Genomic DNA, 21,049 nt, shown 5'->3' with positions numbered 1-21,049 from the left:
CGGGCATCCAGCACGCTCCCGACGCCGACGAGGCACGGGTATTCAACCACCACGGAGATCACACCATGAGCACGCATTTTTCCGGCGAAGGCAACATCGGCTCGCCACCGGAGTACCGCGAATTCCCCAACGGCAACGACGAACCCAGCCGCCTGCTGCGCCTGAACGTCTATTTCGATAACCCCGTACCCAAGAAGGATGGCACCTTTGAGGATCGGGGCGGCTTCTGGGCGCCGGTGGAAATCTGGCACCGCGACGCCGAGCACTGGAAGGACCTGTACCAGAAAGGCATGCGCGTGCTGGTCGTCGGCCGCATGGAGCGCGAACCCTGGACGGACAACGAGGATCAGCCGCGCGAGACCTGGCAGATCAATGCGCGCAGCGTCGGCATCCTGCCGTTCCGCATCGAATCCGTGACCCTCAGCCCAAAGCTGCAGGAGGCAGAGCCCAAGCCCCAGGCCGCGCAGGAACCGGCTGCGCCGAAAGAATCCAAACGCAGGAAGTGAACCAGCTTGGAGGGCGGTGGCACGTCTTCGCCGCCCTCCATGCGCTGGTGGAGCTATCCCCAGGGGATAGCTCCACCAGCGTCCACTGAATTCCACGCGCTCCCGCAAATCGCGGCTCCCGATCCGCACACCTGCGGCCACGCGCGCCTCCCGTACAAGCGATTCCATCCCGTGAAAGCGGTCGCCGCCGCATGCGGCTTGTTTGCTGCTGCCCCAGGCGGCGCTCGGCATCCTCGATTCCAGCAACTCCATGAACAACGGGAATCGGGATGGACGGACATGCGGCTGTTCTTGTGCGAGAAGCCCTCCCAGGGCAAAGACATTGGCCGGATTCTCGGTGCCACGCAGCGCGGTGAAGGCTGCCTCAACGGTTCCGGCGTCACCGTCACCTGGTGCATCGGCCATCTCGTCGAAGCGGCAGCCCCCGAGGTCTATGACACGGCGCTCAAGCGCTGGTCGCTGGAGCAGTTGCCCATCATTCCTCAGCACTGGCGGGTCGAGGTCAAACCGAAAACCGCCACGCAGTTCAAGGTCGTCAAGGCGCTTCTGGCGAAGGCGACCCAGCTTGTCATCGCCACTGATGCCGACCGCGAAGGCGAGTTGATCGCCCGCGAGATCATCGATCTGTGCGGCTACCGCGGTCCCATCGAGCGGCTGTGGCTGTCGGCGCTCAACGATGCGTCCATCCGCGCCGCGCTCGGCAAGCTCCGGCCGTCGGCCGAGACCCTGCCGATGTACTACTCGGCACTGGCGCGCTCTCGGGCGGACTGGCTCGTCGGCATGAACCTCAGCCGCTTGTTCACGGTGCTGGGACGACAGGCCGGCTATGACGGCGTGCTGTCGGTCGGCCGCGTCCAGACCCCCACGCTCAAACTGGTCGTGGACCGCGACCGCGAGATCGCCGCCTTCGTGTCCGTGCCGTACTGGGCCATCGACGTGTCCCTGTCCGCTGGTGGCCAGACTTTCACCACGCAATGGGTTCCCCCGAAAGCATGCACCGACGACGCCGGCCGCTGCCTGCAGCAGCCCATCGCGCAGCACGCCGCGCAGCAGATCCGCGTCGCGGACAGCGCCCAGGTGGTGTCGGTCGAAACTGAGCGCGTGCGGGAAGGCCCGCCGCTGCCGTTCGACCTGGGGACCTTGCAGGAGGTGTGTTCCAAGCAGCTTGGGCTGGATGTGCAGGAGACCTTGGACATTGCTCAGGCCCTGTACGAGACGCACAAGGCCACGACGTACCCGCGCTCCGATTCGGGATACCTGCCCGAAAGCATGTTCGCCGAGGTGCCAACGGTTCTCGACAGCCTGGTCAAGACCGATCCGTCGCTGCGACCGATCATGGACCAGCTCGACCGCACTCAACGCTCACGCGCCTGGAACGACGCAAAGGTATCCGCGCACCACGGCATCATCCCGACGCTCGAACCGGCGAACCTCTCGACCATGAGTGAGAAGGAACTGGCAGTGTATCGGCTGATCCGGGCGCACTACCTGGCGCAATTCCTTCCTCACCACGAGTTCGACCGCACCGTGGCGAACCTCTCCTGCGGCCAGCAGACGCTGGCGGCCACCGGCAAGCAGGTCGTCGTCAAGGGTTGGCGCCTGGTGCTGGCCGAACCGCAAATTGAGGAGGATGGCGCCCCTGCGGCGCGCAGCCAGGTACTGCCCGCGCTGCGCGAGGGGCTGGCATGTCAGGTGGCCGACGTCGATCTGAAGGCGCTCAAGACGCTGCCCCCTCGGTCTTATACGCAAGGCGAGTTGGTCAAGTCCATGAAGGGCGTCGCCAAACTGGTCTCGGACCCGCGCCTGAAACAGAAGCTCAAGGATACGGTCGGCATCGGAACCGAAGCGACGCGGGCCAACATCATCAGTGGCCTGCTGACGCGGGGCTACCTCGTGAAGAAGGGCCGCGCCATCCGTGCCTCGGATGCGGCCTTCACCCTGATCGACGCGGTACCCACAGCGATTGCCGACCCAGGGACAACCGCCGTCTGGGAACAGGCGCTGGACATGATCGAAGCTGGGCAGCTCACGCTGGACGTATTCATCAGCAAGCAGGCTGCATGGATCTCACAGTTGATCGCGCAGTACGGCAACACGTCCCTGTCCATCAAGGTTCCCCAAGGGCCGGCTTGCCCGCAGTGCGGCGCGCCCACGCGCCAGCGCACCGGCAAGAGCGGCCCGTTCTGGTCGTGCAGCCGCTACCCCGACTGCAAAGGCACTCTGCCGGTCGAATCCGGCACGTCCAAGCGTAGTGCCTCGCGTCCGCGCAGTGGCGGCCGCAAAGGCTCCTGACCGACCCCGTTCCCCGTGAGCCGTGCCCGCCATCGGCGGCGCGGCCTGTGTCCCGCATGCCCTGCGGGACGCCCAGCGCGCAACGCCTTCTTGTCCGTGTGCGCGTCCCGCTTGGTCATCCCCGGCCGCGGGACCTGAAGGTAGCTTCTCCGCGAACCGCCTCCCGCGTTCTGCTGATCTGCATTTCTCCCGCCTCTGCGAAGGGTCCCCCGATGGCTTGCCAGGCTGCGCGAGCCACCCGGAGACCCTTCGTGGTCAGCGGTATTCGGTGCCGGTGCCCGCCGGCGCAAAAACGGGCTCCCTTTGTGCGCGGATGTGCGCCAGACGATGCCGGCGCGAACCACGACATGCGCCGGGTGTGATTGCTGATGAGCAGACGGTTCTAGCGACGACCGGGCCTGCACCAGCCCACGGGTGGTTCTTTCCTCCCGAGCCGAAGGCCGCAAGGCCTTCGGCGCCTTTCTCCTGCCTATCAACGTCCCGGCCCGCCCCGGGCCACACGAACAGGAGACCCGACATGAACCCGCAACCTTGCACCCTTCGCGGTGCGCCCCAGGCCGCGCCACTGCTGTATGGCAGCGTGTGCAGCGGCATCGAGGCCGCGAGCCTCGCCTGGCAACCCCTCGGCCTTGAAGCCGCGTGGTTCGCCGAGATCGACCCGTTCCCGAGCGCCGTGCTCGCTCACCGTTACCCCCACGTGCCCAACCTGGGCGACATGACCGCGATCGCCCGTCAGGTGCGCGCCGGCACCGTGCCGGCGCCCGACATCCTGGTCGGCGGCACGCCATGCCAGTCGTTCAGCGTTGCCGGCGCCCGCCAGGGACTGGATGACCCGCGCGGCGCCTTGACCCTTGCCTATGTGGAGCTTGCAAATGCCATCGACCAAACCCGCCACCAAGACCGCCGCCCGCCGGCAACGCTCGTCTGGGAAAACGTCCCCGGCGTCCTCAACGACCGCAGCAATGCCTTCGGACATTTCCTGGGCGCACTGGCCGGCGAAGGCCGTGCGCTCCAGCCGCCAGGGGAAAAATGGGCGCACGCTGGTTGTGTGTCTGGACCCCGCCGCCGCATCGCCTGGCGCGTGCTCGACGCTCAATATTTCGGTGTCGCCCAACGCCGCAAGCGCGTGTTTCTTGTGGCAAGTGGTGGAGATGGTCTCGATCCCACCGAAGTACTTTTTGAGCGCGCAGGCCTGCTCGGGGATTCTTCTGCGGGCCGCGCGCCGTGGCAAGAAGCTGCCCGCGCTACTGAACCGGGTGCTGCAGCAGCAGGCGGATACGCAGGATTCGCCGGGCTGACGCAGCCCTACGGCAAGGTCACCACGATGTTCGGATTCAGCGGCGGCACCGGCCCCGTCGATGTTGCGGCATGCCTGATGGCCGCGGGTCCCAAGCACGACATCCGCACCGAGACGTTCATGGTGCAGTCCGTCGCCGGCAGCATCGCCCATACCCTCGACACCGCCAACAACGGCAAGGGCAGCAGCGAGGACGGCACCGGCAAGGGCGTGCCGATCATCGCCTTCACCGCCCAGGGCAGCGGCGCGGATGCCACGATCGACCTGACGCCAACGCTGCGTGCCGGCGGGCATCGCAACAGTCATGCAAACGCCGGCGTCGTACCCGCCATCGCCTTCGCGCAGAACAACCGCGGCGAAGTGCGCTTCGAGTCAGGCCATGGACAGGTAGCTTGCACCGTCCTGTCCAACGGCAAGCCGGGCTACGGCGTGCCCATGGTGACCTGCGTTGCCCTCCGGGGACGGCCGCAGGGTCTTGCCGCCGAGCTGGGCGGCAGCGTAGCGGCCGCGCTGCGTACCAGCGGCGGCGGTGCTGACAAGCCCCATGTGCTGGCCCCCGACTTCGAGGCCCATTTCCGCTACGACTGGAACGACCCCGGCCCCGGCGACTGGTCGCAATGGCGGGTGCGGCGGCTGATGCCGATGGAGTGCGAGCGGCTGCAGGGCATGCCCGACGACTACACGCTGATCCCGTATCGCGGGAAGCCTGCCGCTGACGCTCCGCGCTACAAGGCGATCGGCAACTCCATGGCCGTCCCATGCATGGCTTGGCTGGGCAACCGGCTGGTGCAGTGCCTGCACAAGACGGGCTCGACCGCTTCGGATTGATCGACGACGCAGCCTGCGCGCCGCGCCATTCTCGTCCCTGCATTGCCGATGTATCGGCAGCAGCCCGCAGCCAGGGTGTCAAGGCTGCCGTGGGTTCCGCCCACGCCACCCGCCAGTTCGCTTCGGCATCTCACCGGCGAACGCTGCCCACCGGGGCATCGATGCCTCCTTTCTCTAACCCACGGGATGGTCGCCACGTCCCGTCAGGGGCATGTCGCCACCCGGTCGATTTCAGGACTTTCCATGGACACCATCACCAAGCAAGACCGCATCATGCTGAAGAACCTCAAGGTCGCCGACTTCGCCAGCGAGGAAACGCTGTGCTTCACCGCGACCGTCGTGTTCGACGGCACTCCCATCGCCGAGGCCCGCAACGACGGGCATGGCGGCTCGACATTCCTCCGCGCGCTCAATAACAAGACGACGCTGCTGGCTCAGGCCGAAGCCTTCGCCAAGGAACTGCCGCCTGCGCCGCTCGATCTCGGCCAGGAGGGTGAAGACCCCCATTACATCGACATGACGCTCGACTTCCTGGTCGATGAGCTGGCCGATGCCATGCACGCGGAACGCAAGGTGCGAGCCGCTTTCAACCGCGACATCGGCAACAAGGTGCTGTTCATCAAGGACGGCAAACTGCTGTTCATCAAGGGCATCAAGCTCAAGGCCATCGCCGACCGCAAGGCGTACTTCGCTTCGCTGCGCGCCCGGCAGGCCCAGCCCATCGTCATCCTCGCCGAGCTTCCGCCCGAGCAGGCATTCGACCTGTGGGAGCAGCATGTCCTGGGCGACAAGCCCGATTGACCCAGCGCCACCGCACCCTCCTGACAGCCCCGCACTCGATGCGGGGCTTTTCTTTTCTGCGCCCATCAATCGGGGCTGGGTCGGATGCCGTTTTCCCACTGACGCCGAGCGGCCCTCGCACGAAGCTGCCCGCATGTTCGCTGATTCGTCAGCACATGCCAGCAGCCAGGGTTCCAGGCTGCCGCGGGTCCCTCCCGCGTTGCCCACCAGTCCGCATCGCATCAAGTCTGCGGACGCGCGTCCTCGTGACGTCGATGCCTTTTATCAACCGCGTGCGGGAGCTGCCATCCCGTGAGGGACAAGGCCCCGCTTTTCAAAGGAGTCCGTCCATGTCCCAGCAAGCCTCTTTCGGCCAACTGGCCTCGACCTACTGCGGCAAGTTCCTGCCGCTCGAAGTCCTGCAAAGCGCCGCCGGTCACTACATCGGCACGCGCGATACCGAAGGTCCCGTTTCGCGGGAATCCCGCGAGTACTTCCGCAGCTACGCCGCGGCTCAACGTGCGCTCGAAAGAGGCGGCTGGACCCAGCTCGCCACGCCCTGATCCAACTGGAGGAATCACGTCATGAACCAGCTTCTGCCACAGGAAGTCGTCGATCAGATCATGCGGGAAGAGCAGCATTTCGCTGCCGCGCCCCAAGCCTTCTTCGAGGCCTGGAAGCGTGGTGTCGAGATCGCCGGCCCGCAATGGTTCGGCGACGGCACCCGCGAAGGCCTGAACCAGGCCAACACCAAGTGGGATTTGCGTCCCGACATGCTGCGGCTCAACGATGCCCTCGGCGTCCTGAGCAGCGGCGAACGCATGTTCCTGTCCGCCATGGTCAGCTTCTACAACGCGCGCGAGGGCGGTGCCATGCTCAAGCGCTGCCACTTCGACGGGCTGTCGGACTTCGACGGTCTCGACCTGGAACGCCGCAAGGTCATCGCCGACCTGCTGGTGAACTACAGCGGCTGGTGAGCCGGTCTCCGGCACGCCACTGTCCTCTCGATCCCACGTGAGGGACATGCGCCCATGAGGCCATGTCCCTCAATTTTTCTTACCCATCGCCCGGCGCCAACGGCCTTGGGCTATTCCCGCGGATGCCATCGTCCGCATGGGCTGGCTCCGCTCACTTCCCCGAAAGGAGCCACCATGGCAAACAACTACTACGAAGGCACGGGCGTTCTCGTGCTCGACCGCGTTACTCCCGTCATCAAGGCGCTGTTCGGCGCCTTTGCGCTGGATGAAAACCATCCCGGCAATGGGCAGGCTTACATCGCCCAGATCGCCGAGACCAATGACCCGCGCTGGACGGATGTGCTGGATGGCCTGGAAGACCTGGCCACACAACTCGGCATCCCCATGCCCGACGACGAAGAACTGTCGATTCCACCTCTGCTTGAACGGCTGGCCGCGCACTTCGGTGCTGACCAGGACTGGGAGCTGGAGAACCTCATCGAGCACCACCAGTTCGAGGACAGCGCCGACCTGGAAGCCTTGTTTCTGATCGCCTCCTGCCTCGATGACGGTCATCACCTGACCGCCATCCAGTTCGAGGGTTGCTGGCATTGCAGCAAACCGAGGCTGTTCGAGTTCGGCGGCAACGGCTGCTACCTGAGCCGCGAGGCCCAGGTCTTCAGAACGTCCTCGCAGGCACTCCAACTCGGCGACCAACTGCGCAAGACCATCGTGGCCACCGACATCGAAGAGGCCTCGGCGTTGATCGCGCTGGAGGCCGCCAACCTGCTTGCCGGCATCACCGACGAGCATTTCCGCCTGAATGTGCGCCATCGCATCGCCGAACGGCTGGCCCAGACGCCAACGATCAGCGCCGACTGACGCATTTTCCACTTTCAACCCACCGGGTCCAATTCCCGGTGGCGGGGATTGGCTCCATTATTCAAATCTGGAGAGTTGCCATGTCCCTGAAACCCAATCCATTTCTCCGCGGCTACTGGAATCTGAAAATCGTCCGCACGCTGTGCATCAGCTACGAGGACGGAAGCCCGCATGTTTGGCGAATCGTCCACGCGAGCCAAAAGCACTTTTCCGACGAGGAACTGATTTCATCCTCGTGCATCATCACCAGCGATTTCGCCGTGGTCAAAAATGGTCCCCAACCCGTGAATGCCGAGGTACTGGCCGAATGCGATGCCGGAGAAGGTGTCAGCGGTGAAGGCGTAATCGGCGCCGTGGTCTATGCCATCCATGGCGACGACTTCGACGGCCGCCCCATCCACGTCGGCGATACCTATTCGGCTGAAGCGGCACGGGAAGTCGTGCAGCGCCTGAGTTTCGAGACCGGCTACTACAGCCGGTGCTGGGAAATCAGCAGTGCACACATAAGCGAGGAAACCGGCCAATACCTCGCCAACCTGGCAGACCTCGCCACGCCGGAGGCATTCCTGTTCATCGCGTTCCGGGTTCCTTACAGCCCGGCGATCGGCATCAAGCTGATCTCCACCCCCTGGACGGACAAGAACCTGGAGCGCGTCGAGGGGATCAGTGCGGAGCAGCTTCGCCAGGAGCACCGAAGCAAGGGCATGCCGGATGACCTGGCGAACGTCATTGAACTGGCCGGCCAGGCCGATGTGCGCATCCTGATTCTCGACGCCGACGCACCCGTGCTGTTGGGCCTGCCGTTGGCCGAGTCCTAGCAGCCACGCGACACAACATCCTTCCTCTTTGTTCTCCCCATACCAGCCCGTCTCCCTCCCGGAGCCGGGCTGGTTCATTTTCATAGGAGCAACCTCATGTTCCCCAACCTCATCCCTAGCACGTCCGACTTCGAGTACCAGCTCGGTTCCTGCGTCAATGCCATGGGCCAGGACGACGCCATCGGCCAGATCCTGGTATTCGAGCGCATGAGCGGCACGCTGCACATGCGCCATGTCGCCAGCGTCGAACTGGTGGACACCGACATTGACGACTACGAAATGGTCGTCTTCGACGGTGGCAACACCAGCGGCGATACATGGAAACATGTCTTCTTCCCACGTCAGCGAGAACACTACTTCGTGTACGAAGCCTGACCCAACCAAGCCCCTTTCGAGGGGCTTTTTCTTGTCCGAAGCGCTGGAAAGCGGGTGCGACGCTGTGCGATTTCTTGCGGGCAGGCCGCCCATTTCAGAGCCATCCTTGCTCCATGTTCGTCGGCGTTGCCGACACATGCCCTGGCAGCCGAGGCCTTCAAGGCTGCAAGTGCGGGACACCGTGCTGGTCGATTCTTCCTACGGACGTACCGCGTCCATCCACCCACAAGGGACCTCTCCCTTGTGGGCGGGGAATCCCTTGTTCTTTCTCAAGGAGATTCCCATGGATCGCTCTCTCATCAAGACCCTGATGCCTTCGCTTGTCGCAGGCCATGTGCCCCGCAACGTGCGGTCGTTCAAGTACCGCGTGTTCGATGATCAGCCGCAATCCTCGACGCTGGGCTTCGCCATCGATCCCCAACCCTTCGACGGCAAGGTGGTCGCGGCGAATGACGATGCCATCGTCGTCAAGCTCAAGCCCAGCGAGTTCGCGGTGCTCGACCCCAACCTGGTGACCACCGTCCCGAGCGAGGGCGCCAAGGTTCATGTCCAACCCTACGCCCGGCGACGTTTCGACGGCCTGCGCGCGGACACCCCGGAAGTCGTTACCGAGAAGACTTCGGATGGCACGCCTTACACCATCACGAGGCATATCCTCGGCAAAGCGCCCGCCAAGCTGCCCATTCCCGAGCCGCAGTGCATGGAACTGGGCCAACTCATCGAGCAGTTGGAGGAGATGCCCGCGCCCGACGGGTTCCGGTGCATCACCCACATGCTGGTCGATGCAGGTGCCCGCGACTTCGTCTGGGTCGATCCCAAGCCCTCCAAGATCATCGAGACCCCGCCGGCGATCAGCTTCACGGTTTCAACCACCAAGTTCGAGGGTCAGGTGACGATCCTCTACGACCGTGGCGGCGACACCTACGTGGTGGAGCTGCATCGCGACGGTGAATTGATCGATCGGCACGACGAGGTGTATTTCGACATGCTCGGTGACGTGCTGGAGCGGCTCATCGACGACGGGCGCTGGCGCCTGATCGACGTCAGCGTGATCGACGCCAAAGCTCCTCGGCGACGTCAGGCGGTTCCAGCCTGACATGCCAGACAGGAAGCCCAGCGGCACGACTGACCAGTCCATAGCCTACCGGCGACTGCCCCACAAGCCTTCCATCCGTTTGGGTGGAGGGCTTTTTCTTAATCCATACAGGAGATTTCAACCATGTCACTGCGATTCAGAGGCTCCGACCTGCGCCCCGTGCTTGCCGAGGCCATCGCCAACCAATGCCGCGTCGCCCTGGCCAAGGACCAGGGCGTGTACTTCCTCGCCGAGCGCGGAGAGCGCCGCCCCGATGGCCGCGTGAAGCTGCTGGCCTATGCCGTCGGCTGCAACCCGGATATCGACCCGTTCGATGACTGGTGGGAACTGGCACGCGCCGAACTTGGAGGCGACGACTTCGGCGAGTTCTTCGACCCGAAAGACAGCGTTTTCACTCGCATTCTGCAAAGCTCAGATGATCTGGAGCTGTCCGCCACCGCTACGCATCTGTCACTGGCGGCGGTGGAATCGGCGTAGTCAAAAATGTCCGCATACCCTTTGAAGCCCCCATTTTGGGGGCTTCTTTTTGGGCGGAACTGGGCAGCCTGGAAAAAATGGGAAGCGCCCGGATGCCGATTGATTGCTGTCGCACGCGCGAGGCCCGGCGATGCTGCCCCCATGCCTGCTGACGTCGTCAGCGACATGCCAGGCAACCATCGGTCTTCGAGGTTGCGGCGCAGTTTCGACTGCGTGACCGAGCCAGCTCGCACCGCATCCATTCGCGAGCGGCCACCAGTCTCTGGTGGCGGATGCTTTCGCCTTATCAACCCACCGCGGGGTTACGCACCTCTCCCCGCATGCGTGGGCTGGTGTGTCTCCGCTTCATCCCTATGGAGATTCACCATGAACACCACTTCAAACGAGAAATCGTATTTCGACCTCCACACTTCGGGCATCGGCTACATCCAGCGTGTCCGTGAAGTGCCCGTCAGGGGCGGCCGCCGAGCGCAGCCTTTCCTGGCATGCACCATCGCCGCGCTGGTCGGCCCTGCCAGGGACCCCAGCTACCGCTACTTCGACGTCAAAGTCTCGGGTGCCGAGGCCAAGAAGCTCGTCCAGCGCTACATCGGCGTTGACGATCCCAAGCAGCGCCCACTGGTGCGCTTCCGTACTGGCGATCTGCGCGCCGATCCCTTCATCCGCGACAAGGGTGAACGCAAGGGCGAAGTAGGCGGGTCTCTCAAGGCCCGGCTGCTCAAGACCGAACTGATTGACCGGGCCGAACTGGCCTCGATCAAGCAGCACGAGCTGATCACCCGCGGCATCGGCTACCTCAGCCGCCCGAAGGACGTCACTCCCAAAGACGGTGATCCCTTCCTGTCGTGCTGCATCGCAGCGCTGACCGGCCCTGTCGATGAACCGGAGTATCGGTATTTCGACACGATCGTCGCCACCCCTGAAGCCGAGCACCTGGTTCGCCGGTGCGTGCAGGCCATCGAAGCGGATCGCAAAGTGCTGGTCGCCTTCCGTCTGAACGACATGAAGATCGATCCGTACATCCGCACCAAGGGCGAGCACGCCGGGGAACCGGCCGCGAGTCTGGAATCGACGCTGGTCCACATCGGTCTGATCAAGATCGATGGCACCCAGGTCTATCCCACGAGCCAGGCGCAAGCCGAGGCACCGCAGGCCCAGGACGCATCCGCGCCCGAAGCCGAGGACGCTGCCGACACCGCTGCCGAGCAGCCTGCCGAGTCCGCCGAGCGCGAGCCCGCAGGTGAAGTCGAGGAGCAGGAGCCGGCATTGGCTGCTTCGTTCTGATCCGGCATGGCCCCTCACGGGGCCTTGCCTTTTTCCTATTTCTCAAGGAGAAGCATCATGGCAGTCACATCGGCACCCGAGAAATCGGCCACGCCCATTATCGTCCCGGGCCAGCTCGCGCTGCGCACCATTCACGGCCGCAACGGAAAGTTCAACGTTGGCAAGCTCGAATGCCAACTCGGCAAGTTCACGATAAAAGATGCCGAACTGGAGCAGTACCCCGAGGGCAAGTACCAAGGGGAATTCGTCCTCCGCTACATCTTCCTCAAAGGCTATCCGATCAGCGACGGCAGCATGCGTTTCGAGATGCGCGCCAACCTGGACGGCATGACACTTTTCGGCACCGACAAGCTGAGCAAGGCCGAAGCACATAGCTTCGCCCCACAGGAAGTCGATCCGCTCGATGAAGAGCAAGGGCCGCCGCCTGCGGCAACGCCGGTCAAGGCCTCCAAGGCATCCAGGTCCGCCAAATCTGCACCCGTGCAGGCCTCCGCGGACCCGCTGATCGATACGACGCCCTTCGGCGTGGACGCGCCGCCGCCTGCTACGGCTGCTGCCCCCGGCAGCACCGAGGATGGCGACGCCGCACTGTTCGGCCTGTTGTGGCCGCTGGGCGAGTCCGTGAAGCTGGATTCGACCATCGACCGCCGCGCCCTGCGCGCGCAGATCGCCCGCCTGGACGAACTGGGCTACGCGCTGGACTTCAAGACGCAGGAGTGGAGCCGCCGGGCCGAACTGCAACCTGCGTAACCATGGGCGCCGCATCCGCGGTGTCCTTCATCCACCCGCCGGGGTTCCTTCCCCATGCGGGGGAGGCCTCGGCTCCTTTTTGGAGGTCTCCATCATGTCCACCATCGCTTGCGATTCCCCTCGCTCCGCTCTGGATGAACCCGCTTGGCGGGCTCTCTGCGAGACGGAAGCCGCACAAGCCACCAAGGGGTGCGGACTGTCTCACGACTACTACGTCGAACGCTTCAGTTCCGCGATCGACGAGCAAGTTGCTCGATTGCCCGAAGACCAACGCGCACAAGCGCTGCAGATCGCACAGGAATGGGACTACGCGACACCGGCCGAAAGGCAGGAAGCCCAGGACTGGAACGCTGAACACGGCTATTGCTCGCACGGAATCGAACTGGGTTATTGCCCGGCCGGTTGCGATTCGGACTACTGAGGTCCGGCACACGTCATCGCCGCTTGATCGGCTTTTCACCACCCGTCGGGGTTCTCCCCCTGCGGGAGGCCTCCGACTCTACTTTTTCCAGGAGGCCTCTCATGGGCTGGTATTTCTCTCCCCAATCGCGGTCTGAGCTGATCGCGGAATTGATCGCACCGCAGCAGACCGAGCGCGTCAGCGCGAAGGTCATCGCTCACGCACTGCGCGGCAACGTGCTGTGGTCCGTGGTCGAAATGACCGCCAAGGTCGAGGGTGTGCATCGTGATCTCGCGCCGGGCCAGTCCCTGCGCTACATCCGCTGCGATCTGCTGGAACGCAGCGGCAACCAGTGGGGCTACAAGCCGCTGGAAGAGTCCATGCACCCGTACTACTACTCGTGCCCGCTGTCCTATCTGGACCTCGCACCGGAGCAGTCCGCCGACTGGCGTGCAGGCGTTCGCGCCTACCACGCACGGCGACGCACACCCACGGCTGTCACGGCTCCCGCCGCGACGCTGATGGCCTGAGCCAGGAGGAACCAACATGGACCCGATCCTGGCTGCGCTCTCACCCTCGCTGCTGGCACTCGTTGAAGGAAGTTTGTCCAACGACGAAGTGTCCTCCGACGAGGAGATGCTGGAGTACTTCATCAGCAACGGCCTCACCGAGGAACAGGCACGGCAGGCACTGACCTACCGCGACCAGTACCTCAACAACATCTACCTGGACGGCTTCACGCCGATCACGGCGGTGGACGAGGCGCTTCACTTCAACCCGCACACCCGGCAGTTCGAGCCGGACTGAGCGATTTTCTTCCCACTGGGGCAGTACTTGCCCCAGGGGGCGGTGCTGTTCCCGTTCATCCGAGGACACCACCATGCCCGCAAACACTTCTTCCACGCTGTACCGCATCGACGAATGCCCGGACGTGATGGCCGACGCCTGTGTCGGCGATGACCAGGGCAACCTGATCTTCCTGTCCATCTGGGCGCGCGACACCGCCGTCCAGCAGTTCCTTGCTCGCCTGACCCTCGGGCGCGACGAGCAGGGACTGGACCAGTTCCACATCATCACCGATCAGGGCGGCAGCGTCCCGGTGTTCGTCGGCAACGTCGATCGCCTGGAAAAGCGCATGACCCGCGCTTACCGGCGAACGCTGTTCGGTTCGCTGTCCAACGTGTGGCTGTTCGACCGGCGCTGCGTCAAGCCCGACAAGGCCAACGCCAGCGCATTGGCATTGCTGCCACGCGACAGTGCCCACCGGCTTGACCGCCTGTGGATGCTGGTGCGGGACACCTGCCCGTTGCCGCTGCTCGACCACTGGCGCGAGACCGTGCTGGAACTGCTGCAAAGCCGCGAGATGCTGGCCCGCCTTCCGTTCGCCCTCGGGCCGCTGGAAGGCCATCGGCTCGCCATCGACGTGCCGGCGCTGACCTTGGCGCTGGGTTCCCTGATCCGCAGTGACGTGCTCACCGCCTATCCATACCCGGCCAAGATCTGGACGCCGGAAGTGGTAGCGGCCTGACCCACCCACGGAGGCACGCCTTGGCGTGCTTCCGTGTTTCATCCCCGCCAACCAGGAGACTTCCATGGCCCTCATGTTCCCGCGGCTCGCCCGCAATTTCGCCAAGAACGGGTACTACCCGACCGACGAACCCACGCTCGAAAGAGCCCTCAACGCACTGATGCCCAGCGACGGGCCGATGTGCATCCTCGATCCCTGCGCCGGCGAAGGCGTGGCGATCGCCGAAGCCGCCCATGCCCTCGGGCGCGAGCAGGCCAAGGCGTTCGCCGTCGAGTTCGACGCGGAGCGGGCACGCCATGCCCGAGGTCTGGTCGATCACTGCCTGCACGCGGACCTGATGGACACGATGGTCTCCAAACAGTCCTTCGGGTTGCTCTGGCTCAACCCGCCGTATGGCGACCTGTCCAAGGACGTCAACGGCAACATCGGATACCAGGGCCAGGGCCGTGCCCGCCTCGAAAAGCTGTTCTATCAGCGTTCGCTGTCGCTGTTGCAGTACGGCGGCGTGCTGGTCTTCATCGTTCCCGGCTACGTGCTCGACGCGGAGCTGGTCGGCTGGCTGACACGTCACTACACCGATCTGCGGATCTACCGAGCGGTGGAGACGCAGTTCAAGCAAGTGGTGATCTTCGGCCGAAGGGTGCGCCAGCGCGAGCAGGCCCCCGATGGCGTCAAGGCCGTGCGCAGCCTGCTGCTGCAGGTTGGGCTTGGCGAAGTCGAAGCCGAGGAACTTCCGAGCGAGTGGCCGTTCTTGCCATACATCATCCCCGCCAGTCCGGCCGAGCCGGAGCATTTCTTCCGCGTGACGATGGAGCCCGAACAGTTCGCCGACGAGGTTGGCAGGCTGCAAGGCCTCTGGCCGTCGCTGGACACGCACTTGGGGGCCGCGCAGCAGTCGCTGCGTCCACCGGCGCGAGCCTTGTCCCACTGGCATCTCGCCCTGGCCTTGGCCGCGGGCGCGATCTCCGGCGTTGTGCGCTCCCAGACGGGGCGCGTGCTCGTCGTCAAAGGTGACACCCACAAGGACAAGACGCTCCAGCGGGAATTCACCGAACGCGAAGACGGCTCCATCGCCGAGACCCGCATCCTCACCGACAAGTTTGTGCCCGTCATCCGCGCGTGGGACATGACGCCTGGCTCCGCGACACGGGGCGAGGTGTTAACCATCCGCTGATCCACCGGACGCGCTGCCGTCCTGCTGTACCACATCGAAGGAGAAACACCATGTTCCCCAATCCGTTCAAGCGGCCAGCGCCGCACAAGCAACCGTTGTTCGCACCGAGTACGTTGAAGTTGAGCGAGAAGGTGCATTGGCTGGCCCGAAGAGGCCTGATCGACCCCTTAGCCTATGTCCAGCGCCATGTGCGCGGGGACTGGGGCGAGATCGATGAGGCCACACGCCAAGCCAACGACGTGGCGATCCAACAGGACAACCTGATGATCTCGCAGTTCAGGATCACGCCGGACCTGGCGCTAATCGTCAAGACCAGCGAGGACCACGAGACCACGGTGATCCAGCTTCCCGAAGAGCGGGACCTGATCTGACGTCCCCACATCGTCATCCTCATTTTCCTGACGGAGCCACTTCACTCCGGCAGGGGTGTCGTGGCTCAATGACTCATCAAGGAGGAGCCCATGGCATCACATCGCATCGAAACCTACTGTCAGAGCCTGGCGTTCCCCATCGGGGCGCTTATCTTCAGCAAAGGCATTGACCGCCTGGTCCGCTCGGGTCGCCTCGACCCGATCCCGTACTTCAGGCGCCACACCCGTGGCGACTGGGGCGACGTCAACGTCCAGCAATGGCAGGCCAACAGCACCGCGCTTCAATCAGGCGCATCGCTGGCATCGCACTACGTGATCCATCCGGGGCTGGCCATTCGCATCGTTACCGACGCGGAGCGCCACGCCACCGTCATCGTTCTGCCGTCCGAGGACTGAGCACGGTTCAGCCGCTGGCCACCCAGGCCAGCACCTTCAACCACCGTCGGCCACGCGTCGATTTACTTCCCACCACGGGGCATGCCACTGCCCCGCTGGGGGTGGTGCATGCCCCTTTTTCTTTGGAGCATCACCATGTCCCTCGATCTCGAAACCAATGCCGCTGAAGCCGCGCCCGTACAGGGCGAACTGCTCGACGCGGAATCCTCCCCTCTGACCCTGAGCCTTCAGGATTTCGTCGGCGAGTTCGGCGACGAACTGCTCGACGCCCTCAACAGCGCCAACCCGCCGGTCTATACCGGCCAACCGCAAGCACATCGCCAGCTCATCGTCGCCAGCCTCAAGCGCAAGCTATTCCAGGCCCAGGCCGAAGTCGTCCACGCCGCCGCGGAGCTGCTGATTGACCGTGGCGAGCGCGCCGCGATCGTCAATGGCGAGATGGGCTGCGGCAAGACGACCGTCGGCATCGCCACGGCCGCTGTGCTCAACGCCGAAGGCTACCGCCGGACCTTGGTTCTCTCGCCCCCGCACCTTGTTTACAAGTGGCGGCGCGAGATCCAGGAGACAGTAGCGGGCGCGAAGGTCTGGGTGCTCAACGGCCCCGATACCTTGGTCAAGCTCATCAAGCTGCGCGAGCAGTTGGGTGTGCAGCCGACCGGCCAGGAGTTCTTTGTCCTGGGGCGCGTCAGGATGCGAATGGGGTTCCACTGGAAGCCTGTCTTCACCCAGCGGCGCACCCGCCACGGCGACGTGGCGGCCTGCCCGGACTGCGGCACGGTCATCACCGACCTCGACGGCGAGCCGGTCAACCCGGTCGCGCTTGAAGCCGAGGAGTACCGCAGGAAGTGCAGCCATTGCGCAGCGCCCCTGTGGACGCTGATCCGCCCACGCAGCCTGTCCGGCAACGACCAGTCCTCGGCCGTGCTGAAAGCCTTGAAGCGCATCCCGACCATCGGGGCAGTCACCGCGCAGAAGCTGATGCAGAAGTTCGGAGACGGCTTCCTGGCCTCGATGCTCGGCGACAACATCCATGAGTTCATCAATCTCATGGACGGCAACGGCGAGCTGGTGTTTTCCGACCGTCAGGCCACCCGCATGGAACGTGCGATGGCCAACATGGAGTTCGGCTTTGGCGAAGGCGGCTACCAGCCGTCCGAGTTCATCAAACGCGTGCGACGTGAAGTCGCCTGAGTAATTGTTCCAACGGGGGCAACCCCGACGAGGAACCTGATGTTCCGTCATCAGTAGCCTACCGGCACATGCAGGACTGGTAACGGTCTTGTGTGAAGCTGCCGGGACAATGTAGCTGGGCCTTCGGGCCGCGCCGCTGCCGTGAGGCAAGGCGTTACCTGCGAGCATCAATGCGGGTACGGCGCTAGGCTGGGTGGTATGACCAACGCAAGTGAACTGCTGTTAAACACCGTTATGAATGACAAGCCAAAGATGCTGACAGGCTTGAACCAAAAGGTATGCGGTCGGTTGCTCTTTATCCGTTTTGGGGGCACACGGACATCATGACCGCCGGTGGAAAGGCAGGGTCTAACCCATCTCGTTACTCAAGCGAAACACGGTAAGCCCGTATCGCTGCCCTTCGGGGCAGGCAGACCGTAAGGAATGCTGTTGGTGGTGCGGGTAAAGGAATGTGGAGAAAGCGAATGCCGTCCTGTAATGGGACGGATAGGGGTTGAGCCGTAAGGCGACATCATCCCACGCGAAAGCGGGCAGACTTCCACTTGGTCTTTCTCTACGAGAAAACTTGTCCAACCTTCTACAAGAGGGAATTGCAGATGACTACGCAAGAAATTGCTTGCGCGGGTGCGCCCTCACACGAATCGGTCACATGGCACAGCATCGACTGGGCTGCGTGTCACCGTGAAGTGCGAAGGCTCCAGGCGCGTATCGTAAAGGCGACTCGGGAAGGAAAACACGGCAAGGTGAAAGCCCTGCAGTGGATTCTGACCCACTCGTTCAGCGGCAAAGCATTGGCCGTCAGACGAGTCACCGAGAACCAAGGTAAGAAGACGCCGGGCGTGGATGGCATCACATGGTCCACCCCGGAAGCCAAGTCTCAAGCCATGTTGTCAATCAAGCGGCGCGGGTATCGTCCCCAACCGCTGAAGCGTGTCTATATTCCTAAAGCCAATGGGAAGATGCGGCCGCTGGGTATCCCGACCATGAGAGACAGGGCGATGCAGGCGCTATACCTGCTGGCTCTTGAACCCGTGGCCGAGACCACAGCGGACGGACGCTCGTTTGGGTTCCGACCGGAGAGGTCCACGGCGGACGCCATCGAACAGTGCTTCACGGCACTGTCCAAGAAGGTGGCACCGCAGTGGGTTCTCGAAGGCGACATCAAGGGCTGCTTCGACAACATCAGCCATGACTGGCTCATGGGTCATGTACCGACGGATCGCGAGATTCTGAGGAAGTGGCTCAAGGCCGGATACATGGAAGATCGGCAACTTTTTCCAACAGAAGCTGGTACCCCGCAAGGGGGCATCATCTCGCCAACTCTGGCGAATCTCGTCCTCGACGGGCTGGAAGCCAAACTGGATGCTGCGTTCGGAAGAAAGCGGTACGCCAACGGTGTACAGACCCGTTTGATGGTCAACTATGTGCGGTATGCGGACGACTTCATCGTGACAGGACGCTCGAAAGAGCTACTGGAACAGGAGGTCATGCCGATCATCGAGGACTTCATGCGGGAACGGGGGCTCACGCTCTCACCCGAGAAGACCAAGATCACGCACATCGACGAGGGCTTCGATTTCCTCGGGCAAAACGTGCGCAAGTACAACGGCAAGCTGTTGATCAAGCCGTCGAAAGCGAACGTGGCGACCTTTTTGGAGAAAGTGCGCTCGGCGGTCAAAGGCAATAAGGCGCTGGATCAGCCTCGGCTGATTCGGATGCTCAACCCAATGATCCAAGGCTGGGCGAATTATCACCAGCACGTCGTGTCCAAAGCGACGTTCGCGCGTGTCGATCATGAGATTTGGCGTGTGTTGTGGCAGTGGGCCGTTCGTCGGCATCCGCAGAAAAGCAGCGTCTGGATCAAGCAGCGCTACTTCCACTCCGTAGGCACCCGTAACTGGGTGTTTGCGGCGGCGACGGGTGAAAGGTTCCCTGATGGGAACCCCATCCTGTCGTCACTGCGGAAGGCAACGGATACGCCCATTCGGCGACACCGGCCAATCAAGTTGGAAGCCAATCCATTCGACCCGACGTGGGAGACGTACTTTGAGGAGCGTGTAAGCCTCAAGATGCAGAACTCACTGCGGGGCAGGAAGAAGCTCATCAACCTCTGGTTGGCACAGGATCGTCGTTGTCCGATCTGCCAAGAGTTGATCACGCAGGAGACGGGGTGGCATGTCCACCACATCATTCGGCGGGTCGATGGCGGAAAGGATGGGAACACCAATCTCATCATGGTGCATCCAAACTGTCATAACCAGATTCACGTCAATGGTCTCAAGGTGGTGAAGCCGGTCCGCGAAAGCGGGCTTTGAAAGGCTTGAGCCGTATGAGGGGAAACTCTCACGTACGGTTCTTAGGGGGGGATGGGCCAGCAATGGCCTGTCCCTACCCGACTACCTGCCGCAAGGCACGTTCGACCTGCTCATCGCCGACGAGGCGCACGAGTACAAGAACGGCGGCAGTGCCCAAGGCCAGGCCATGGGTGTGCTGGCAGCGAAGGCTCGCAAGACCTTGCTGCTGACTGGCACGCTGATGGGCGGCTACGGGGACGACCTGTTCTACCTGCTGTTCCGAGCCCTTCCGGGGCGGATGATCGAAGACGGCTACCGCCCGACCACGAGCGGCAGCATGACCTCGGCCGCGATGGCGTTCATGCGCGATCACGGGGTCTTGAAGGACATCTACTCCGAGAGCACCGGCACGGCGCACAAGACGGCCAAGGGCACCAAGGTATCGGTGCGCACGGTCAAGGCCCCGGGCTTCGGCCCCAAGGGCGTCTTGCGCTGCATCCTGCCGTTCACGATCTTCCTCAAGCTCAAGGACATCGGCGGCAACGTCCTGCCGCCGTATGACGAGGAGTTCCGAGAAGTCGCGATGGACACGGCGCAAGCCGCGGCCTACCGCGATCTGGCGGGTCGGCTGACCGCGGAGCTGAAACAGGCTCTTGCACGACGCGATACGACTTTGCTGGGTGTGGTGCTCAACGTGCTGCTGGCCTGGCCAGATTGCTGCTTCCGGTCGGAAACCGTGGTGCATCCGCGCACGCGCAACACCTTGGCGTTCGTCCCGGCTCAGTTCAACGAGTTCGAGTTGACGCCGAAAGAGCGCGAGCTGATCGACATCTGCAAAGAGGAGAAGGCGCAGGGGCGCAAGGTCCTGGCCTACACGGTCTATACCGGCACACGCGACACGACCAGCCGGTTGAAGGTGCTGCTAGAGCAAGAAGGTTTTCGGGTGGCGGTGCTGCGCGCAAGCGTGGATGCCAGCCGTCGCGAGGACTGGATCGCCGAGCAACTGGACCGTGGCATCGATGTGCTCATCACCAACCCCGAGCTGGTTAAAACGGGACTGGACCTGTTGGAGTTTCCGACGATCGTGTTCATGCAGTCGGGCTACAACGTGTACTCGCTGCAGCAGGCGGCACGCCGCTCCTGGCGCATCGGGCAGAAGCTGTCCGTGCGCGTGATCTACCTCGGCTACGCCGGTTCCTCGCAGATGACCTGCCTAGAGCTGATGGCCAAGAAGATCATGGTCTCGCAGTCCACCTCGGGCGACGTGCCCGAATCGGGGCTGGATGTGCTCAACCAGGACGGTGATTCCGTCGAGGTCGCACTGGCCCGGCAATTGGTCGCCGCCTGACCCCCA

The 21,049-nt window shown here is 63.5% G+C and carries 21 protein-coding genes and 2 pseudogenes; all 23 read left to right on the top strand.

The genetic code is table 11. From position 1 onward, the window contains the following. Positions 1-65: 65 nt before the first annotated feature. Positions 66-506, top strand: coding sequence for a single-stranded DNA-binding protein (locus tag FFS49_RS31920; RefSeq protein ID WP_031684101.1), 441 nt, complete (start codon positions 66-68; stop codon positions 504-506). 279 nt (positions 507-785) lie between these two features. Further along, complete coding sequence (locus FFS49_RS31915) at positions 786-2,798, top strand: DNA topoisomerase III (RefSeq protein ID WP_023093469.1); 2,013 nt, start codon at positions 786-788, stop codon at positions 2,796-2,798. Between the two features lie 517 nt (positions 2,799-3,315). Then, complete coding sequence (locus tag FFS49_RS31910; protein ID WP_023093468.1) at positions 3,316-4,923, top strand: DNA cytosine methyltransferase; 1,608 nt, start codon at positions 3,316-3,318, stop codon at positions 4,921-4,923. Between the two features lie 243 nt (positions 4,924-5,166). Continuing rightward, on the top strand, positions 5,167-5,724 hold the full coding sequence (locus FFS49_RS31905; protein WP_023093467.1) for a hypothetical protein: 558 nt from the start codon (positions 5,167-5,169) through the stop codon (positions 5,722-5,724). A gap of 329 nt (positions 5,725-6,053) precedes the next feature. Continuing rightward, positions 6,054-6,266: a hypothetical protein gene (locus FFS49_RS31900; protein ID WP_023093466.1), complete on the top strand. Its 213-nt coding sequence runs from the start codon at positions 6,054-6,056 to the stop codon at positions 6,264-6,266. A 21-nt stretch (positions 6,267-6,287) separates the two neighbouring features. Further along, the gene (locus FFS49_RS31895; RefSeq protein ID WP_023093465.1) at positions 6,288-6,680 is read left to right on the top strand and encodes a hypothetical protein; all 393 of its coding nucleotides are present in this window, start codon (positions 6,288-6,290) and stop codon (positions 6,678-6,680) included. Between the two features lie 174 nt (positions 6,681-6,854). Then, positions 6,855-7,541 (top strand): hypothetical protein, encoded by a 687-nt coding sequence (locus tag FFS49_RS31890; protein WP_023093464.1) that lies wholly within the window; start codon positions 6,855-6,857, stop codon positions 7,539-7,541. An 80-nt stretch (positions 7,542-7,621) separates the two neighbouring features. Continuing rightward, a complete protein-coding gene (locus FFS49_RS31885; RefSeq protein WP_023093463.1) occupies positions 7,622-8,359 on the top strand; it encodes a hypothetical protein in 738 nt (245 codons plus the stop codon). 96 nt (positions 8,360-8,455) lie between these two features. Continuing rightward, positions 8,456-8,734, top strand: a complete 279-nt coding sequence (locus tag FFS49_RS31880; protein ID WP_023093462.1) for a hypothetical protein — start codon at positions 8,456-8,458, stop codon at positions 8,732-8,734. A 283-nt stretch (positions 8,735-9,017) separates the two neighbouring features. Then, complete coding sequence (locus FFS49_RS31875) at positions 9,018-9,830, top strand: hypothetical protein (protein ID WP_023093461.1); 813 nt, start codon at positions 9,018-9,020, stop codon at positions 9,828-9,830. A gap of 123 nt (positions 9,831-9,953) precedes the next feature. Then, positions 9,954-10,307: a DUF3085 domain-containing protein gene (locus tag FFS49_RS31870; protein ID WP_023093460.1), complete on the top strand. Its 354-nt coding sequence runs from the start codon at positions 9,954-9,956 to the stop codon at positions 10,305-10,307. A 366-nt stretch (positions 10,308-10,673) separates the two neighbouring features. Beyond that, positions 10,674-11,591 (top strand): DUF3577 domain-containing protein, encoded by a 918-nt coding sequence (locus FFS49_RS31860; RefSeq protein WP_023093459.1) that lies wholly within the window; start codon positions 10,674-10,676, stop codon positions 11,589-11,591. Between the two features lie 57 nt (positions 11,592-11,648). Beyond that, on the top strand, positions 11,649-12,341 hold the full coding sequence (locus tag FFS49_RS31855; RefSeq protein WP_105816298.1) for a DUF3275 family protein: 693 nt from the start codon (positions 11,649-11,651) through the stop codon (positions 12,339-12,341). Positions 12,342-12,435: 94 nt separating this feature from the next. Next, positions 12,436-12,762 (top strand): hypothetical protein, encoded by a 327-nt coding sequence (locus FFS49_RS31850; RefSeq protein ID WP_023093457.1) that lies wholly within the window; start codon positions 12,436-12,438, stop codon positions 12,760-12,762. 101 nt (positions 12,763-12,863) lie between these two features. Then, a complete protein-coding gene (locus FFS49_RS31845) occupies positions 12,864-13,271 on the top strand; it encodes a hypothetical protein (protein WP_023093456.1) in 408 nt (135 codons plus the stop codon). A gap of 16 nt (positions 13,272-13,287) precedes the next feature. After that, the gene (locus tag FFS49_RS31840; protein ID WP_003050326.1) at positions 13,288-13,548 is read left to right on the top strand and encodes a hypothetical protein; all 261 of its coding nucleotides are present in this window, start codon (positions 13,288-13,290) and stop codon (positions 13,546-13,548) included. 73 nt (positions 13,549-13,621) lie between these two features. Beyond that, positions 13,622-14,269, top strand: coding sequence for a hypothetical protein (locus FFS49_RS31835; protein WP_023093455.1), 648 nt, complete (start codon positions 13,622-13,624; stop codon positions 14,267-14,269). Between the two features lie 40 nt (positions 14,270-14,309). Next, positions 14,310-15,443, top strand: coding sequence for a DUF6094 domain-containing protein (locus tag FFS49_RS31830; RefSeq protein ID WP_255302663.1), 1,134 nt, complete (start codon positions 14,310-14,312; stop codon positions 15,441-15,443). Between the two features lie 50 nt (positions 15,444-15,493). After that, positions 15,494-15,814, top strand: coding sequence for a hypothetical protein (locus tag FFS49_RS31825; RefSeq protein WP_023093453.1), 321 nt, complete (start codon positions 15,494-15,496; stop codon positions 15,812-15,814). A gap of 90 nt (positions 15,815-15,904) precedes the next feature. Continuing rightward, the gene (locus tag FFS49_RS31820; RefSeq protein WP_023093452.1) at positions 15,905-16,210 is read left to right on the top strand and encodes a hypothetical protein; all 306 of its coding nucleotides are present in this window, start codon (positions 15,905-15,907) and stop codon (positions 16,208-16,210) included. Positions 16,211-16,345: 135 nt separating this feature from the next. Further along, positions 16,346-17,380, top strand: a pseudogene (locus FFS49_RS31815) (DEAD/DEAH box helicase family protein); the annotation flags it as partial. 617 nt (positions 17,381-17,997) lie between these two features. Next, on the top strand, positions 17,998-19,716 hold the full coding sequence (gene ltrA / locus FFS49_RS31810) for a group II intron reverse transcriptase/maturase (protein WP_033955702.1): 1,719 nt from the start codon (positions 17,998-18,000) through the stop codon (positions 19,714-19,716). A gap of 82 nt (positions 19,717-19,798) precedes the next feature. Then, positions 19,799-21,043 (top strand): annotated as a pseudogene (locus FFS49_RS31805) (helicase-related protein); the annotation flags it as partial. Positions 21,044-21,049 lie beyond the last annotated feature (6 nt).

The sequence above is a fragment of the Burkholderia sp. 4NA327C6 genome (assembly GCF_005502655.1).
GTDB lineage: Bacteria > Pseudomonadota > Gammaproteobacteria > Burkholderiales > Burkholderiaceae > Burkholderia > Burkholderia contaminans.
The sequence above is the reverse complement of the archived record's forward strand: the minus strand, read 5'-3'. Positions and strand labels throughout refer to the sequence as shown.

What these genes read in the sequence shown, in the direction of transcription:
- FFS49_RS31920 (WP_031684101.1), top strand. Translation starts at nt 66, where the DNA reads ATGAGCACGCATTTTTCCGGCGAAGGCAACATCGGCTCGCCACCGGAG.
- FFS49_RS31915 (WP_023093469.1), top strand. Translation starts at nt 786, where the DNA reads ATGCGGCTGTTCTTGTGCGAGAAGCCCTCCCAGGGCAAAGACATTGGC.
- FFS49_RS31910 (WP_023093468.1), top strand. Translation starts at nt 3,316, where the DNA reads ATGAACCCGCAACCTTGCACCCTTCGCGGTGCGCCCCAGGCCGCGCCA.
- FFS49_RS31905 (WP_023093467.1), top strand. Translation starts at nt 5,167, where the DNA reads ATGGACACCATCACCAAGCAAGACCGCATCATGCTGAAGAACCTCAAG.
- FFS49_RS31900 (WP_023093466.1), top strand. Translation starts at nt 6,054, where the DNA reads ATGTCCCAGCAAGCCTCTTTCGGCCAACTGGCCTCGACCTACTGCGGC.
- FFS49_RS31895 (WP_023093465.1), top strand. Translation starts at nt 6,288, where the DNA reads ATGAACCAGCTTCTGCCACAGGAAGTCGTCGATCAGATCATGCGGGAA.
- FFS49_RS31890 (WP_023093464.1), top strand. Translation starts at nt 6,855, where the DNA reads ATGGCAAACAACTACTACGAAGGCACGGGCGTTCTCGTGCTCGACCGC.
- FFS49_RS31885 (WP_023093463.1), top strand. Translation starts at nt 7,622, where the DNA reads ATGTCCCTGAAACCCAATCCATTTCTCCGCGGCTACTGGAATCTGAAA.
- FFS49_RS31880 (WP_023093462.1), top strand. Translation starts at nt 8,456, where the DNA reads ATGTTCCCCAACCTCATCCCTAGCACGTCCGACTTCGAGTACCAGCTC.
- FFS49_RS31875 (WP_023093461.1), top strand. Translation starts at nt 9,018, where the DNA reads ATGGATCGCTCTCTCATCAAGACCCTGATGCCTTCGCTTGTCGCAGGC.
- FFS49_RS31870 (WP_023093460.1), top strand. Translation starts at nt 9,954, where the DNA reads ATGTCACTGCGATTCAGAGGCTCCGACCTGCGCCCCGTGCTTGCCGAG.
- FFS49_RS31860 (WP_023093459.1), top strand. Translation starts at nt 10,674, where the DNA reads ATGAACACCACTTCAAACGAGAAATCGTATTTCGACCTCCACACTTCG.
- FFS49_RS31855 (WP_105816298.1), top strand. Translation starts at nt 11,649, where the DNA reads ATGGCAGTCACATCGGCACCCGAGAAATCGGCCACGCCCATTATCGTC.
- FFS49_RS31850 (WP_023093457.1), top strand. Translation starts at nt 12,436, where the DNA reads ATGTCCACCATCGCTTGCGATTCCCCTCGCTCCGCTCTGGATGAACCC.
- FFS49_RS31845 (WP_023093456.1), top strand. Translation starts at nt 12,864, where the DNA reads ATGGGCTGGTATTTCTCTCCCCAATCGCGGTCTGAGCTGATCGCGGAA.
- FFS49_RS31840 (WP_003050326.1), top strand. Translation starts at nt 13,288, where the DNA reads ATGGACCCGATCCTGGCTGCGCTCTCACCCTCGCTGCTGGCACTCGTT.
- FFS49_RS31835 (WP_023093455.1), top strand. Translation starts at nt 13,622, where the DNA reads ATGCCCGCAAACACTTCTTCCACGCTGTACCGCATCGACGAATGCCCG.
- FFS49_RS31825 (WP_023093453.1), top strand. Translation starts at nt 15,494, where the DNA reads ATGTTCCCCAATCCGTTCAAGCGGCCAGCGCCGCACAAGCAACCGTTG.
- FFS49_RS31820 (WP_023093452.1), top strand. Translation starts at nt 15,905, where the DNA reads ATGGCATCACATCGCATCGAAACCTACTGTCAGAGCCTGGCGTTCCCC.
- ltrA (WP_033955702.1), top strand. Translation starts at nt 17,998, where the DNA reads ATGACTACGCAAGAAATTGCTTGCGCGGGTGCGCCCTCACACGAATCG.